Genomic DNA, 15,991 nt, shown 5'->3' with positions numbered 1-15,991 from the left:
ACGCGGAGCGTGGGAACGATCTATATCTAAAAATCAGCGGATGGCGACTGCCTGGGTGGTGGCGTCGGTGAAGTCGAAGACTTTTCCACCTTGGGCCGTGGCGAATTGCTGGGCCTGGCCTTTGAGCAGGAAGGCACTCAAGCGGCCTTTCGCATCACTGGCAAACCACGCCTGATCCGCCAGCAACTTGATCCCGCTGTCGCTCGCCTGGGCATACACCGCGCGAATGTTTTTGCCTTCCTGCTTCAAACTGGCCAATGCGGTGAACGCCGATTCGGCCGAGGCGTATTGACGGACTTTCGGTTCACCGCGCACCCAGATTTCGGCCACATGACTAAAATCGGTGATGGCTTTGCCACTGGCCGCATCCACCGCGTTGAGCGGCGTCTGCCCGTAATTGGCCAATTGCGCGGTGTAGTCCAGGTTCGAGGCCTTGAACGCGGCACGGATGTACTGGTCGTCGATGAAGGTATTCAGATCCAGACCGCGATCCGCCTTCTTCAACAGCTTGAGCGTATCGATGGCGGTGCCGACGGCCTGGCGGTATTCCGGCTTCCAGCTCAGGTCGCGGGTTTGCACGCCCAGCGGACCGTGGAACAGGTAATTGACCTCGGCGTCGACCCCGGAGACCTTGGCAATCAGCTCGCTGTATTTCTCCGGCTCGGCCGCCAGCAGTTGATTGGCCTCGATGCTCGCTCGCAGGTAGGCAACGACGATTTCCGGGTACTTCTTCGCATAGGCCTGATCGACCAAGGCGCCATGGAATGTCGGTGTGTTGGCCTGTGAACCGTCATAAATCTTGCGTGCGAAACCTCGGCTCGGGAACAGTTCGGCGAAGGGCACGAAGTCGGCGTGGGCGTCGATCTTCCCGGCCTGCAATGCGGAACCGGCCACCTCCGGCGGTTGGGCGATGATGTTCACGTCTTTGAGCGGATCCCAGCCTTGCGTAGCCACGGCCCGCAACAACATGCCGTGGGCAGTGGACGCAAACGGCACGGAAATGGTCTTGCCCTTCAACTCGGCCAGCGACTGCACGCCTGAAGCGCTTGGCACCACGATGCCGTTGCCGCTGCCCTTGATGCTGCCCGACAACACGCTGATAAACAGGCTGTGCTTGCCGGCGGTCTCGAAAGCCACACCGTTGAACGAACCGGGGAAGTCGGCCATGGCGCCGAAGTCGAGTTTGCCGGCAACCATCTCATTGGTCAGGGGCGCGCCGCTGGTGAAGTTCTTCCACTCCACTTCATAGTTGGCGTCCTTGTAGGGGCCGTCGTGGGGCAGGTATTTGTCGAGCAGGCCGAGTTCGCGAATCAACAGACCGCCGGCGGCGCAATTGATTGTGGTGTCCTGGGTGCCGATGGCGATGCGGATGGTCTCGGCCGAGGCCGACAAGGTGAATGAAGCCAGTACCAGACCGGCAAATGCTGCTCGCAATAGCATAGTGAATCCCCTCGAATCATTTATAGGATGTTCGTCTCCGCCACGATCAGAGCGTGGTGGGAAACGAGGGGTGTTGGGTGAATCCAGCGTCCGGTGTTTCCGGATGGCTTTTAGTTGTCTGGGCGGGCCTCATCGCTGGCAGGCCAGCTCCCACAAGGTTCTCTGTCGCCAGCGAAATCTGTGTCCCACTGCAAATTCCTGTGGGAGCTGGCCTGCCAGCGATAGCGTCCTTTCAGTTAGCGAAGCAAATACGGTATTTCGACTTTCACCGCCCCGGTCGGGCAGTCCTTTTCGCAGGGCATGCAGTACCAGCATTCATCGAAGGCCATGTAGGCTTTTTGCGTGGCCGGGTTGATGGCCAGCAGGTCCATGGGGCAGACGTCGACACACACGGTGCAGCCTTTATGGGCGATGCAAAGGTCTTCATCGACCGTGACCGGCGCGTTGGAGCGGAAGAAGATTTCCTGGGGTTGATAGGCCATTTGGCGGTCTCTCTTTTAGTGATGCTCAGGCCGCGAAGGCACCGACCCGCAGCCGGTCATAGGCCTGCATTTCTTCGGCATCGAGGGCAATGATGTAAGGCTCGACGGCTTTCTTGAAGCTGGTCATCAAGCCGTTTTCATCCTTCTTCAGGTGGCAATGGCAGAACCAGTCGCTGTCGTTGCGTTGCGGGTGATCAACGCGATAGTGGTAAAGCCCCCAGCGACTTTCGGCGCGGAACAAGGACGCGCGGGCGGCCATTTCAGCGCAGTCGCGGATCATGCTGACTTCCATGGCGCGCATCAGTTCGTGGGCGTTGTGGGCCTTGATCTGATCGAGATCGCGCTGGATATCGCTGAAGCGTTGCAGGCCGATCTGCATCTTCTTGGTCACTTTCGGCGGTTGCAGGTAGTCGTTCACAAAACGCCGCAGCTTGTATTCGACCTGCGCGGGCGGCAGTCCGTGTTCTCGGTCCAGTGGTGCGTAGACCCGTTGTTTTTCCGTTTCGACCTGCTCGGCATCGACCGCCGAAAACTCGCGCCCAGCGACAAAATCCGCCGCGTTGGTGCCGGCAAACCAGCCATACGTGAACGCGCCGAGCATGTAGTTGTGCGGCACCGCCGCCATGTCCCCCGCCGAGTACAAGCCCTTGACCGAGGTCTCGGCCTTCTCGTTGACCCACACGCCGGACGCCGAGTGCCCACTGCAAAAGCCGATTTCCGAGATGTGCATCTCGACCATTTGCGTGCGGTAATCGGTGCCGCGATTGGCGTGGAACTGGCCCCGGCTCGGGCGTTCGTTGCTGTGCAGGATCTCTTCGATGTTCTGGATGGTTTCCTCGGCCAGGTGATCAAGCTTGAGGAACACCGGGCCGTTGCCGCTCTCGAGCTCCTGGTGGAACTCCCACATCATCTGGCCGCTCCAGTAGTCGCATTCGATGAAGCGCTCGCCTTTATTGTTCGCCGTGTAGCCACCCAGCGGGCCGGTGACGTAGGCGCAGGCCGGACCGTTGTAGTCCTTGATCAACGGGTTGATCTGGAAGCACTCGAGGTTCGAAAGTTCGGCCCCGGCGTGATAGGCCATGGCATAGCCGTCGCCGGCATTGGTGGGGTTTTCGTAGGTGCCCATCAGGTAGCCGGAGGCTGGCAGCCCCAGGCGCCCGGCCGCGCCGCAGCACAGGATCACGGCTTTGGCCTTGATCACATGGAAGTCGGCGGTGCGGCAATCGAAGCCCATCACGCCGTTGACTGCGCCCTCTTCATCCGTCAGCAATCGCGTGCAGACCAGGCGATTGGTGATATTTACCCGCGCCCGCTTCAACTGGCGGTACAGGACTTTCTTGATGTCATGCCCTTCCGGCATCGGCAACACGTAGGCGCCCATGTGGTGGACCTTTTTCACCGCGTAGTCGCCGGTCTCATCCTTCTCGAACTTGACGCCCCAGCGGTCCAGTTGCTCGATAGTTTCGAAGCTGTGGGTCGCATAGGCATAGACCGCCGCCTGATTGACGATGCCGTCGTTGGCAATGGTGATTTCCTTGGTGTACTGCTCCGGCGTCGAATGGCCGGGAATGATCGCGTTGTTGAGGCCGTCCATGCCCATGCTGATCGCGCCGCTGCGTTTGACGTTGGCCTTGTCGATCAGCAACACGCGCAGATCGCGGTTGCGTTCCTTGGCCTTGATCGCCGCCATCGGGCCAGCGGTGCCGCCGCCAATCACGACGATGTCGTATTCCTGCTCAAGAGTGCTTCTGGTGATAGAGCTGTGGGTCATGCCTGATCCCCTTTTTGCCGGTCGATCCGCAAGCGGTACTGGAAGGCATCGCCGCGGTAGTAAAGGTGTTCAAAGTCCACGGGTTGACCGCTGGCGTCGTGGGTCAGGCGCTCGATGCGCATGATCGGCGAACCGGGTTCGACGTTCAGCGCCTGGGTCAGGTCGCTGTCGGCCAGCACCGCGTCGATAGCCAGATCGGCGTGGCCGAGGGCCAGGCCGCAGTCGTTTTCGAGGATCAGAAAGATGTCGCGGGTCACCAGATCAGCCTTCTCCAGCCGCTCACCGATGGCTTTGGGCAGGTAGGTGATTTCCAGCGAAATCGGCTCGCGATTGATCAGCCGCACCCGTTTGATCTGCGCCACGGTTTCACCTTCGGCGACATGCAAACGCTCGGCGACCAGTTTGTCGGCGGCAATGAATTTGAAACTGCGCAGGCGGTTGATCACCTCGTAACCGCGACCGGTCATGGACTCGGCCAGGCCTTGCAAGGTGCTGACGTTCTGGAAGGTTTTGGGCTTGGCGACGAAAGTGCCCTTGCCGTGGATCTTGAAGATCAGCCCTTCCTTTTGCAGATCGCCCAAGGCCTGGCGCACGGTGATGCGGCTGACTTTGAACAGCGTGCCAAGCTCGCTTTCGGAGGGCATCTGGCTGTCTTGCGGGTATTCGCCATCGAGGATACGGGCGCGCAGCACATCACGCAGTTGGGTGTGAAGAGGAATACTGCTGTGGGACAGCGGGCTGAGGGATAGAACGTTATCGGTCATGAAGATCACTTGTTATAACGAGTTATGACGTGATCTTAGTGAGCCGGTACGGCGATTGAGAAATACTGATTAAGCATAAGGTTAGATTCGCGCGGACATCCCCTGTGGGAGTGAGCCTGCTCGCGATGGCGTCATAACAGGCAACTTGGCGTGCTGACTGTCTGGGCCTCATCGCGAGCAGGCTCGCTCCCACAGGTTCAGGTGCGTTTGAGGATCTGGTCCATCACCCAATCGGTTTCAACATGCCGAGCATGGTTAGCCGATGCGCAGCGCGCGCAGGTCCAGATGACCGTCCTTGAGCGGCGGGCACCAGTAGTAGCCGCCGGTGATGGGGCGACTGATACGGTACAAGCCGTCGGTGATGCCGTCTTCCAGGCCGCTCATGCGGCGCAATTGGGCTTCGAAGGCGTCGAGGGAAAAACCGAATGCCAGGAACATCAGGCCGGCGCGATCACCTTCGATCCACGGCATCGAACGACGGACCACAAACGCCTCGGGGGCAAAGCTTTCCTGGGCGGTGCGTTTGACGTGAGCCGAAATCGGCGCGTCGTCGATTTCCTCGTTGTCGATCAGGCGGCGGCCCATGATGTTGTCCTTCTCATGGGGCGGCATGGCGTGAAAGCCCTTGAGGTCATGCTGCCACTGCTGGATCGCGGCAAAGCTGCCACCGACCAGGCCTTCTGCACCTTCGCCCAACAGCGCGGCAGCCACAGCCGCTTCATCGTGGGGATTTTCAGTGCCGTCTTCGTAACCGGTCAAATCGTGGCCGGTCTGGTGGCGGAAGGTTTCGTTCATCTGCACCAGGCGCAAGGCCGGTGCCAGCGCGGCTTCGATGGCGTTGCTGCGATTGAGCAATTCACCCCGGTCGACGCCGTGCAACCAGCACCAGAGCGCGTGCTGGGTCGACGGGTTATCGACACCGACACCGGCCAGCGCCGGGAACGCCCGCAGGCCTTCGACTTCAGCGTGCAGCGCCTTGACCAGGGACTCACCGAAGCCGACCACCGCCGATTTACCGTCCACCAGTTGCGTCAGGTTATCGAGCGCGGCCGGCAAGGCTTCGGCGGATTCGAGGGCGAAGAACATATGACGGGCTTGTGGCGGAACAGGGGTGGCGAGAATGCCCGGCTGGTAATTACTCATATGAACTCCTTAAAAAGAGCGCTGAGTTTAACCGGGGGATGAGCATTTGTGTGCACCCATAGGGGATTTGCAGGTTGACGGCATCCCTCGACGGGGCCACCTTTTTCATTGTGCTCAAGCACAGGTCAACACGAAGGCACCGACGCGAGTGGGTTGAGGGTTGGAACTCTGAGCCGCAAAACGATGAGATGAGTCATGACAAGCGGGGCCGAGGTCTGCTAAAACGATTCATCAGTCACCCAATCCAGACGGGGTAGCGACATGAGCACAGCCAATATTCTCGACAACCTGTTTCCGAGCCACGCCGACATTCCGGAAAAATACCGCCTCGACGGCCAGACCGAGCAACGTGAATACCTGGTCGATGGCGAACTGAAAACCTGGTCCGGGCCCCTCGCCCAGGTTCGCAGCCCGGTTTACCTGACCGGAGCCAATGGCGACGAACAAGTGATCCTCGGCAGCACGCCGCTGCTAGACGCCGAGACCGCACTGACCGCACTCGATGCCGCCGTCCGCGCCTATGACCGTGGCCAGGGTCTGTGGCCGACCATGCGGGTGGCCGAACGCATCCAGCACGTCGAAACCTTCCTCAGCCGGATGCGTGAACAACGCGAGGCCGTGGTCAAGCTGCTGATGTGGGAGATCGGCAAGAACCTCAAGGACTCGGAAAAAGAGTTCGACCGCACCTGTGATTACATCGTCGACACCATCAACGCCCTGAAAGAACTCGACCGCCGCTCCAGCCGTTTCGAGCTGGAGCAGGATACCCTCGGGCAGATCCGCCGCGTACCGTTGGGTGTGGCGCTGTGCATGGGGCCTTACAACTATCCGCTGAATGAAACCTTCACCACGTTGATCCCGGCGCTGATCATGGGCAATACCGTGGTGTTCAAACCGGCGAAACTCGGCGTGCTGCTGATTCGGCCCTTGCTGGAAGCCTTCCGTGACAGCTTCCCGGCAGGCGTGATCAACGTGATCTACGGCAGTGGTCGCGAGACCGTCAGCGCGCTAATGGCCAGCGGCAAGATCGATATCTTCGCGTTCATCGGCACCAACAAAGCCGCCAGCGACTTGAAAAAACTCCACCCCAAACCGCACCGTTTGCGCGCGGCATTGGGGCTGGATGCGAAGAACCCGGGCATCGTGTTGCCGGAGGTTGACCTCGACAACGCGGTCAGCGAAGCGGTGACCGGCTCGCTGTCGTTCAACGGCCAGCGTTGCACGGCGCTGAAAATCCTCTTTGTCCATGAAGATGTGGTCGAGTCGTTCATCGAGAAATTCAACGCCAAACTCGCCACCCTGAAGCCGGGAATGCCCTGGGACAGCGGCGTGGCCCTGACGCCATTGCCGGAAGCGAGCAAGGTCGATTACCTGCATTCGCTGGTGGCGGATGCGGTGAGCAAAGGCGCCACCGTGGTGAATCCAAACGGCGGCCAGGCCCGGGCGTCGTTCTTCTATCCGGCCGTCCTGTTTCCGGTGACGCCGCAGATGCGCGTCTATCAGGAAGAACAATTCGGCCCGGTGGTGCCCATCGTGCCTTACCGCCATCTGGACACGGTAATCGACTACGTCCTGGAATCTGACTTCGGCCAGCAGCTGAGCATCTTCGGCACCAACCCGGTGGCCGTCGGGCGCCTGGTGGACACCTTTGCCAACCAGGTCGGGCGGATCAACCTCAACGCCCAGTGCCAGCGCGGCCCGGACACCTACCCGTTCAACGGCCGCAAGAACTCCGCCGAAGGCACGCTGTCGGTACATGATGCGCTGCGGGTGTTCTCGATCCGCACGCTGGTAGCCACCAAGTTCCAGGAAACCAACAAGGAACTCATCAGCGAGATCATCAGCGGACGCAGCTCAAGCTTCCTGACCACCGATTACATTTTCTGAGGACACCTAGCCTGAGCACGTTCAGAGCCAACCGATTCCCACCGCTGCTGCGCCGTTTACTACGTCCGTTGCTGGACCCGTATCGGCGCTATCGCCACGCGAAACTGATCCACGCGGTGCGCGTTTCACTCGGGTTGCTGGCGACGATCCTGCTGACCACTGGCATCCACCTGCCCCACGGTGAGTGGGCGTCGGTGACGATGCTGGTGGTGATCGGCGGCTTGCAGCACCACGGCAACATCGGCAAGAAAGCCGCCGAACGCGCCATCGGCACCTTGATCGGCGCGGGCGTCGGGCTTTTGCTGGTGGCGCAACAGGCCTGGCTTGGCATGCCGTGGCTGACCTATTTTGCGATGTCGGTGGTGTGCGGGTTCTTCTCGTACCACGCCATTGGCAAGGGCGGTTACACGGCGCTGCTGTCGGCGATTACCGTGTTTATCGTCGCCGGGCACGGTGATAACCCTGTCACCGATGGCCTGTGGCGCGGGGTAGATATTCTGATCGGCATTGCCCTGGCCCTGGCATTCTCCTTCGCCCTGCCCCTGTATGCGGTCTATTCCTGGCGCTACAACCTGGCCGATTCGCTGCGTGATTGCGCGACGATTTACGGGCGCATCATCAATGGCCAACCGGTCAGTGACGACGAACACCTCAAACTGATGAATCGCTTGAACACGGTGATGGTGCAACTGCGCTCGCTGATGCCGTCGGTGTCCAAGGAAGTGAAGATTTCCATGACCGAACTCGATGCGATCCAGCGTAACTTGCGGATGTGCGTCAGCACCCTGGAAATCCTCGGCAACACCCGACCGGATGCCAATGACCCGGACGCCATGGCGCACCTGCAATCGTCATTGAAAGCCGAACACCGGCAGATTCGGGTGCAGTTGATCGGCATGGCCCGGGCACTGAAAACCGGCGCGTCACAGCGACTGAATCGCCCTATCGATTTGCCGGTTAATTCAAGTCTCGAAGCACCGGTGTACAACCCGCTGGATGGCTATCGGTTACTGATCCGTCAGTTCGCCTTGAATATCGGCGAGATGCGCCAGCGCCTGGCGAAGACTGCGCCGCGCTGGAGCATCTGATGCCTGCTTATGAGGTGACCGTCCGGCGAACCTTCAGGCCCCAGCCCTGCTGCATGCCGGCAGCGGCCAGCAGAATCGCCGCGACGCCGATCCATTGCAGCGGATCGAGGCGGTGGCCGAAGGCAAACCAGTCGACGAAAATCGCCGCAATCGGGTAGATGAACGACAGCGCTCCGGTCAGTGCCGTCGGCAGTTTCTGAATCGCACCGTACAACAGCACATACATCACGCCGGTGTGGAAAATGCCCAGCGTCACCAGGCTGCCCCAGGCACTAGGTGTTTGCGGTAACGCTGAGAAGTGCGCGAATGGCGCCAGCAACAGCACGCCGGTGCTGACCTGGATCAGCGCGATCAAATGCGGTGGCGTGCCGGTCAGGCGCTTGATGATCAGTGCTGCAATCGCGTAAAGAAACGCCGCCCCCAGTGCCAGACCGATCCCCATCAGGTAATCGTTGCCGCCCGCGCCCTGCTCGCCATGAGCACTGACAATCGCCAGCATTCCCAGAAACGAAACGCCCAGCCAGAACAGTTTCTGCAAGGTGATCTTCTCGCCGAGGAACAGCGCGGCCAACCCGACCAGCATGAACGGCTGAACGTTATAAACCGCCGTACCGATGGCAATCGAGGCACGGGAATAAGAGGCGAACAGCAGCAGCCAGTTGCCGACAATCGCGACGCCGCTGAGCACCGCCAGCCAGAATGTGGTGCGGGTCAGGATGCCTGGACGCAGGAAGCCGAATGCCGCGCAGATCAGCAACAGCGTGCCGGCGCCGAACACGCAACGCCAGAACACCACGTCCAGCACCGGTTGCCCGGACACCAGCACAAACCAGCCGATGGTCCCGGAAATCAGCATGGCGGCGGTCATTTCAAATGAACCGCGACGTATTGTTTTGTCCATCATCAGACTCCTCTGTTTGAGGCCAAAGTATGCCAATCCGGCGGAGGGCTTCTCCAGCGCAAAAAGCAGGCTAAACTCGGTTTCTGCCTTTTTTATCAAGGCATATTCAGCCAATCGCCTAACAGGGGTTTTGCCATGACCGACGACATCGACCAAGTGCTGATCAGCGCCTTGATGGAAGACTCACGCCGCTCGCTCAAGGCCTTGGCCCACCTTAGCGGCCTGTCATCGCCCAGCGTTGCCGAGCGTCTGCGCCGTCTTGAAGAACGTGGCGTGCTCAAGGGCTACACCGTCGAGATCGATCCCAAATGCTTTGGTTATCAACTCCAGGCCATCGTGCGCATCCGCCCACTGCCGGGCCAGTTGCAGGAAGTGGAACGGCAAATCCAGGCGATCCCCGAATTCACCGAATGCGACAAAGTCACCGGCGACGACTGCTTCATCGCGCGCCTGCATGTGCGTTCGATGGAGCAACTGGACACCCTGCTCGACCGCCTCAACACCCATGCTGAAACCAACACTGCTATCGTCAAAAAGACCCCGGTCAAACGCCGCTTGCCGCCGATGGCGTGAGTGAAGTTTTGATGTGATACGCGTAGATTGACGGTTTTCCGGCGAAGGATTGGCGGTATGAAAACTCAGGCGGTTTTACTCGCGGCATTGATGCTCGCGGGTTGCGGTACGGTACAAACAGTGATGCGCGGTGACGAAGTGGCGGCGAAGAGTCTCAAGGAACGCAAAAGCTACTGCGGCGCCGTTCCGCGAATCTACAGCGGTGTGACTTACGATTTCTGCATACTGAATGCGCCCCTGGAAAAAGGCCGGGATGCCGAAGTACATGACAACGCTCCGGCCATTGTGCTGATCGACGTCGTTCTATCCGGTGCGTTCGATACATTACTGCTGCCCTACACCCTCTACCGTCAGCAGGCCGATGGCAGCATCATGGTTGACTGACGCAGCATTCAGGCACTCGGCGAACAGCTGCTGGATCGGCTGTGTGCGCTGGCTGTAGCGCTGCAACAGGACGATTTCGCGATAGAACGTCAAATCGCCCAGCGGGATGATCCTGACCTTCGCGCCATAGTCCAGCCACAACCCCGCTTCGGGCAGCAGCGAAACGCCGAGCCCGCATTCGACCATTTTCACAATGGCTTCCAGCTCATCCAGTTCCAGCGCCACCTGCACATCAATCTGCTGTTCACGCAGAAACCGCGTGACCAGGCGCCCACCAAACGAATTGCGGTCGTAACGCACATGAGGATGACTGGCGAGCATCTGCAACGGGTCATCGCCTTCGAGGTCCGGCGGCACGATTAACACAAAGGCTTCCCGGCGGATCACCTGCGCGGACAGCTCTTTGGGCAAGTCGAACGGGGGCTTGATCAGAATCGCCAGGTCCACCTCTCCGGTGTCCACCTGGCTCAACAAATTCAACGAGACACCCGGCACCAGCTTGGGCTCCAGCAACGGCGCCTGCTGACGCAACCGCAACAATGCCTGCGGCAACAAGCCGGTCTGCGCCGTGGCCACCGCGCCTATTTTCAATTCGCCTCGGTATTCACTGACATCATCACTGACCGCCATCCGACTGAACGTTTCGAGGATCTCCCGCGCCATCGGTAACGCCCGCTGCCCTGCCGCGTTGAGGATCGCCTGGCGCCCGGTGCGATCGAACAGACGAATGCCCAGCGCCTGTTCAAGATTGCGCATCTGCGCACTGACCGCCGACTGCGTCAGCCCGATGTGCATTCCGGCCGCCGCGAACGTGCCGAAGCGCGTCACGGCGATGAAAGTTTTCAGTTCGCGCAGCATGGCGTTCTCGATTGATCGAAATAATTTGAGCTCGACGCAAAAACTATCGTCTTTCAATCAAAAAGCACAGCGCTAAACTCAGCTTCACTCCAGACACATCCGAGGCAAAACCGATGCAGCTCTCCCCTTTTCACCTGGCCATTCCGGTCTATGACCTGGCCGCCGCCCGGCATTTTTACGCCGAAGTATTTGGACTCGAAGAAGGCCGCTCCAGTGACCATTGGGTCGACTTCAACTTTTTTGGCCATCAACTGGTGATTCACCTAGCGCCGAAAAACGCTTCTCAGGAAGCGGCGCACACCAATGCCGTGGACGGTCACGACGTGCCCGTGCCGCATTTCGGCGTTGTGCTGGGTATGAAAGAGTGGGAAGCCCTGGCGCAGCGATTGAAAGCCCTCGACACCCGATTCGTGATCGAACCGGGCATTCGCTTTCAGGGATTGGTGGGCGAGCAAGCGACAATGTTTCTGTTCGACCCGTGCGGCAATGCGCTGGAATTCAAGGCATTCAAAGACATCAGCCAACTGTTTGCCAAGTGAACGCATCGGCCGCGGCCAGGAGTTGATCCACCGTGTCATGCAGCAACGGGTCGACCTCGATCTGGCCGATTCTGAAGTGCAGGTCATAAGCGCGGTGCACCGTGGCGTTGCGCTCTTCGAGTATTTCTTCCAGGCGCGCCCTGATAGCTGCTGTTTCCACGGCACTCGAGCCGGTCAGCAAGGCCACGAATTTGTCGCTGCCGAGCCGGCCGATCACATCGCTTTCGCGAAAGGCGATCCGCAGCACATCCGCGAAGGTCTTGAGCGCATTGTCGCCCTCGGCGCGTCCGTAGAGGTAGTTGATGTGCTTGAAGTCATCGAGATTGAACAGCAGCAGCGTGGCCGGCCTGCCCAACTGCTGGCAGGCGTTCAGCCCTTGTTCGGCCAGCACGGTGAAGCCGTGACGGTTGGGCAGCAGCGTCAACTCGTCCATGCTCGCCATCTGCACGCCCATCAATTCCTGCTCGGCCTTACGGGCCAGGTCACGCAGCTGTTGGCGTTCCTGTTGTGGCGAACGCAATGTGTCTGCGCACGCGCCGTTTTTGACCGGTTTGCCTGGGATCAGCATGACTCACTCCAGTGACGGGTATGTACTTTAGAGTGGTGCATACCCGGTATGACTCCCTGATAACGGACCGCCGGTCAGCTGCCCACCACCGGACATGGCCCTCCCGCCTCCGCCCAGAGCTTGAACTGGGTGACGAAAATGTCGTGCGGCACCGGCACCGGTGCCCTTCCTTCTCCCGGATTCCAGCCCCACAGCACCAGTTTGTCGTCGCTGACATGCTTGATCAGCGCGGCGAAATCCCGATCACCATTGCTGGCGCGATCCTTGATCATTGCGCACAAGCGGTCGGCCGGCAGCCCGATCCAGGCCATTTTGTGCGCCGCAGGCGGCAAGCTCCAATGCGGCGCTCCCGGTGGAGCATGGGGCCCGTAACTGGCGGGCGGGTTGCTATCGGCATGGCACGTCGCACAGGGCAAGCCGGCCGCGCCCTTGCCGTCCATCCCGCGCACGACATTCATCGCATGCGGGGTGCCCGCGTCGAACTGCATCGGTGAGTCCCCCGGAATATGGCAGTTCTGGCAGCGCGGGCTCTGGAACACTTTCTGCACCGTTTCGAAGGCCTTGATGGCTTCCTTGTCATCGGCGAACAGGTCCTCGGCGTAGCTGACCAGACCGACCAGCATCACCGCGCCCAGAATCAGATGTCGTCTCATGTCACACCCCCGACAGTTGCAACGGCAGTTCCCGCAGGCGTTGCCCGGTCAGGGCGAACACCGCGTTGGCCACCGCTGGCGCCGTGGGTGGGACGCCGGCCTCGCCGATCCCTCCGGACCTTTCGGTGCTCGGTACGATGTGCACTTCGACCACCGGCATTTCGTTCAGCCGCAGCACTTGATAGTCATGGTAATTGGACTGCACGACCTGCCCGTTCTTCAGGGTCAGCTTGCTGTGCAAGGTGAACCCGAGGCCGAAGGTGATGCAGGATTCCATCTGTGCGGCGATGCTCATCGGGTTGACGGCAATCCCGCAATCCACTGCGCAGACCACCCGATGCACTCGAATCGCCAGGTTGTCCTGGGACACTTCAGCCACCTGCGCCACGTAACTGCCAAAGGACTCATGCACCGCCACACCCAAGGCGTGGCCGTCCGGCAGAGGCGCCGCCCAGTTGGCTTTTTCGACGGCAAGGTTGAGCACGCCCAGATGCCTCGGATGCGCCTTGAGCAAGGTGCGTCGATACTCCACCGGGTCCTTGCCGGCCGCCTCCGCCATTTCGTCGATCAACGATTCCATGACGAACGCCGTGTGGCTGTGCCCCACCGAACGCAGCCAGAGCACGTTGATGCCGGTTTTCGGCGAATGCAGTTCCACTTGGTGATTGGCCAGGCCTTCAAGGTACGGACTGTCAGCGACGCCTTCGACCGAGGTCTTGTCGATGCCGTCCTTGACCATAGTTGCTTCAAGCATGGTGCCGGCCATGATCGACTGGCCGACCATCACATGCTTCCAGGCCAGGGGCATGCCGTCGGCGTCCAGCCCGATTCGCGCCTGATGCAAAAACGCCGAGCGGTAATAGCCGCCGCGAATGTCGTCCTCCCGCGACCACACGGTTTTCACCGGTTCACCTGCGGCCTTGGCCACTTGCACGGCTTCAGCGACAAAATCCGAGGTCGGATTGGCCCGGCGGCCGAAACCGCCGCCGAGAAATTCGGTGTGGATTTCCACCTGTTCCGGCTTGAGCCCGGTGATCTTGCCCGCGATCATCTGATCCAGCGTCTGGAATTGCGTGCCGGTCCAGATCTCGCACTTGTCCTTGCTGATTTTCACCGTGCAATTGAGCGGTTCCATCGGTGCGTGGGCCAGGTACGGCACGCTGTACTCGACGTCGATGGTCTTGACCGCTTTGCCCAATGCGGCGGCCGTATCGCCGGCCTTGCTGGCCGAGGTGCCGGGAGTGGCCGCGAGCTTGCGGAAGCTTTCCAGCAGTTGCTGGCTGTCGAGGCCGGTGTTCGGCCCCAGGTCCCACTCGACCTTCAACGCATCGCGCCCAAGCTTCGCAGCCCAGTAATGATCGGCAATCACCGCCACGCCCGTGGGCACTTGCACCACTTTATGCACCCCCGGCACCGCCAGCGCTTCGGCCCCTTCGAAAGACTTGACGCTGCCACCGAACACCGGCGAACGGGCCACCATGGCCGTCATCAAGCCGTCGAACTGCACGTCCATGCCGAACTTGGCGCGGCCGGTGATTTTCTCCGGGGTGTCCAGGCGTTTGGTGGGTTTGCCGATGACTTTCCAGTCCTTGGCGTCTTTGAACGTGATCGACGCTGGATCCGGCACGGGCAGCTTGCCGGCGTCATCCGCGAGCTCGCCGTAGGTCGCGCGCTTGTCGCCGGCAAACGCCACGCCTGATTCGGTATGAATCTCGGAGGGCGCGACGTTGAAGCGTTTGGCCGCCGCCTGGATCAGCATCAAGCGCGCCGCCGCGCCGGCTTGCCGATAGCGGTCGAATTCCATCCAGGTCGAGGTCGAGCCGCCGGTGATCTGCATCCCGCCGAACCCCGGCATCCCGTAGTCCGCCGCCGAGGCAGGTGAATGCTCGACGCGGATCTTCGACCAGTCAGCGTCCAGTTCTTCGGCGATCAACATGGTCAGGCCGGTCCAGATGCCTTGGCCCATTTCCGAATGGCCGAGCAGCACGGTGACGGTGTTGTCATTACCGATGCGCAGGAACGCATTCGGCGCAAAAACATTGCCTTCATTCTCCGCACCCAGGGCAAAGCGGTGAGCGCCGGGGATGACGAACGCCACCACCAGACCCGCGCCCAAGGCGGCGCTGCCTTTGAGGAAACTACGTCGTGATACAGGATTGATGCTGTTCATGTTCAGACTCCCTTCAACGTGGCATCAACCGATCTCGGCGGCGCGTTTGACCGCCGCACGGATCCTTGGGTAGGTGCCGCAGCGGCAGATGTTGCCGGAGAGCGCCTGATCGATGTCGCTGTCGGTGGGTTTGGGGATCTTGGCCAGCAACGCGGCGGCGGACATGATTTGCCCGGACTGGCAGTAACCGCACTGCACCACGTCGAGTTCGGCCCAGGCTTGCTGCACTGGGTGCGAGCCGTCGGAGGAGAGGCCTTCGATGGTGAGGATTTTTTGGCCGTGGGCGACTGCCGTAGCGGGGGTGATGCAGGAGCGCAGTGGTGCGCCGTCGACATGTACGGTGCAGGCGCCGCACTGGGCCATGCCGCAACCGAATTTGGTCCCGGTGAGGTGCGCGACATCGCGCAGGACCCAGAGCAATGGCATGTCTGCGGGGACATCGAGTTCTTGGTCCTTGCCGTTGATGTTCAGGGTCAGCATTGTGAATTTCCTCAGACTCACGGTGTTCTGGAGGGGCGTCGCTGTGGTGATGAAGTGGGCGATGCGCGCTTGGGTTATCCATACAGCTAAGCGCAAAATGCCGGGGGAGACGGGTTCATCGACCATCGGTCACGGGTCGGTCTTGGTGGGATTGGGATTGGGATTGGGATTGGGATTGGGATTGGGATTGGGATTGGGATTGGGGGTATATCCGTTTTTGCGGTAACGGCGGCTATTGGTTCCGCTCTTACAGCGGGTCACTTGGAGAAGCGCCAAGTAACCAAGCGCTT

16 protein-coding genes are annotated in these 15,991 nt (G+C 60.4%); 5 read left to right on the top strand and 11 right to left on the bottom strand.

All coding sequences use genetic code 11. The features are described from left to right. Positions 1 to 33: 33 nt before the first annotated feature. From QRN31_RS06955 to QRN31_RS06935, 5 genes are all read right to left on the bottom strand, one after another. Complete coding sequence (locus tag QRN31_RS06955) at positions 34 to 1,440, bottom strand: ABC transporter substrate-binding protein (RefSeq protein WP_285430997.1); 1,407 nt, start codon at positions 1,438 to 1,440, stop codon at positions 34 to 36. A gap of 236 nt (positions 1,441 to 1,676) precedes the next feature. Beyond that, positions 1,677 to 1,922 carry a 4Fe-4S dicluster domain-containing protein gene (locus QRN31_RS06950; protein ID WP_007946457.1) on the bottom strand — a complete coding sequence of 82 codons (246 nt, stop codon included), beginning with the start codon at positions 1,920 to 1,922 and terminating at the stop codon, positions 1,677 to 1,679. A gap of 25 nt (positions 1,923 to 1,947) precedes the next feature. Further along, on the bottom strand, positions 1,948 to 3,693 hold the full coding sequence (locus QRN31_RS06945; protein ID WP_285430994.1) for a fumarate reductase/succinate dehydrogenase flavoprotein subunit: 1,746 nt from the start codon (positions 3,691 to 3,693) through the stop codon (positions 1,948 to 1,950). Beyond that, positions 3,690 to 4,457 (bottom strand): GntR family transcriptional regulator, encoded by a 768-nt coding sequence (locus tag QRN31_RS06940; protein WP_259157228.1) that lies wholly within the window; start codon positions 4,455 to 4,457, stop codon positions 3,690 to 3,692. The genes QRN31_RS06945 and QRN31_RS06940 overlap by 4 nt, the downstream gene beginning before the upstream one ends. A 255-nt stretch (positions 4,458 to 4,712) precedes the next feature. Next, positions 4,713 to 5,600 (bottom strand): Dyp-type peroxidase, encoded by an 888-nt coding sequence (locus QRN31_RS06935; protein WP_285430993.1) that lies wholly within the window; start codon positions 5,598 to 5,600, stop codon positions 4,713 to 4,715. Between the two features lie 261 nt (positions 5,601 to 5,861). Between QRN31_RS06935 and QRN31_RS06930 the strand changes: the two genes are divergently transcribed. Next, the gene (locus QRN31_RS06930) at positions 5,862 to 7,487 is read left to right on the top strand and encodes an NADP-dependent glyceraldehyde-3-phosphate dehydrogenase (RefSeq protein ID WP_285430992.1); all 1,626 of its coding nucleotides are present in this window, start codon (positions 5,862 to 5,864) and stop codon (positions 7,485 to 7,487) included. 68 nt (positions 7,488 to 7,555) lie between these two features. After that, entirely contained in the window at positions 7,556 to 8,575 is a 1,020-nt protein-coding gene (locus QRN31_RS06925) for an FUSC family protein (protein WP_197678957.1), read from the top strand. Between the two features lie 7 nt (positions 8,576 to 8,582). Here QRN31_RS06925 and QRN31_RS06920 read toward each other — a convergent pair whose 3' ends face one another. Continuing rightward, a complete protein-coding gene (locus QRN31_RS06920; RefSeq protein WP_285430990.1) occupies positions 8,583 to 9,476 on the bottom strand; it encodes a DMT family transporter in 894 nt (297 codons plus the stop codon). Positions 9,477 to 9,611: 135 nt separating this feature from the next. Between QRN31_RS06920 and QRN31_RS06915 the strand changes: the two genes are divergently transcribed. Further along, a complete protein-coding gene (locus QRN31_RS06915) occupies positions 9,612 to 10,049 on the top strand; it encodes an Lrp/AsnC family transcriptional regulator (RefSeq protein WP_059182827.1) in 438 nt (145 codons plus the stop codon). 57 nt (positions 10,050 to 10,106) lie between these two features. Beyond that, a complete protein-coding gene (locus QRN31_RS06910; RefSeq protein WP_285430988.1) occupies positions 10,107 to 10,433 on the top strand; it encodes a YceK/YidQ family lipoprotein in 327 nt (108 codons plus the stop codon). On the opposite strand, the gene QRN31_RS06905 is transcribed toward QRN31_RS06910, so the two are convergent. After that, positions 10,374 to 11,291, bottom strand: coding sequence for a LysR family transcriptional regulator (locus QRN31_RS06905; protein ID WP_285430987.1), 918 nt, complete (start codon positions 11,289 to 11,291; stop codon positions 10,374 to 10,376). The two genes, QRN31_RS06910 and QRN31_RS06905, sit on opposite strands and share 60 nt — an antisense overlap. A 113-nt stretch (positions 11,292 to 11,404) precedes the next feature. Between QRN31_RS06905 and QRN31_RS06900 the strand changes: the two genes are divergently transcribed. Continuing rightward, positions 11,405 to 11,830, top strand: coding sequence for a VOC family protein (locus QRN31_RS06900; RefSeq protein WP_285430986.1), 426 nt, complete (start codon positions 11,405 to 11,407; stop codon positions 11,828 to 11,830). Here the strand turns inward: QRN31_RS06900 and QRN31_RS06895 are convergent. The 4 genes from QRN31_RS06895 to QRN31_RS06880 form a co-directional block, all read right to left on the bottom strand. Then, a complete protein-coding gene (locus QRN31_RS06895) occupies positions 11,808 to 12,398 on the bottom strand; it encodes a GGDEF domain-containing protein (RefSeq protein ID WP_285430985.1) in 591 nt (196 codons plus the stop codon). The genes QRN31_RS06900 and QRN31_RS06895 overlap by 23 nt on opposite strands. 74 nt (positions 12,399 to 12,472) lie before the next feature. Further along, positions 12,473 to 13,051, bottom strand: a complete 579-nt coding sequence (locus QRN31_RS06890; protein ID WP_285430984.1) for a hypothetical protein — start codon at positions 13,049 to 13,051, stop codon at positions 12,473 to 12,475. A gap of 1 nt (position 13,052) precedes the next feature. Beyond that, entirely contained in the window at positions 13,053 to 15,221 is a 2,169-nt protein-coding gene (locus QRN31_RS06885; RefSeq protein ID WP_285430983.1) for a xanthine dehydrogenase family protein molybdopterin-binding subunit, read from the bottom strand. Between the two features lie 24 nt (positions 15,222 to 15,245). Further along, positions 15,246 to 15,701, bottom strand: coding sequence for a (2Fe-2S)-binding protein (locus QRN31_RS06880; protein WP_007937751.1), 456 nt, complete (start codon positions 15,699 to 15,701; stop codon positions 15,246 to 15,248). Positions 15,702 to 15,991: the final 290 nt, after the last annotated feature.

The sequence above is a fragment of the Pseudomonas sp. fls2-241-R2A-110 genome, from assembly GCF_030209165.1.
Classification (GTDB): domain Bacteria; phylum Pseudomonadota; class Gammaproteobacteria; order Pseudomonadales; family Pseudomonadaceae; genus Aquipseudomonas.
The sequence above is the reverse complement of the archived record's forward strand: the minus strand, read 5'-3'. Positions and strand labels throughout refer to the sequence as shown.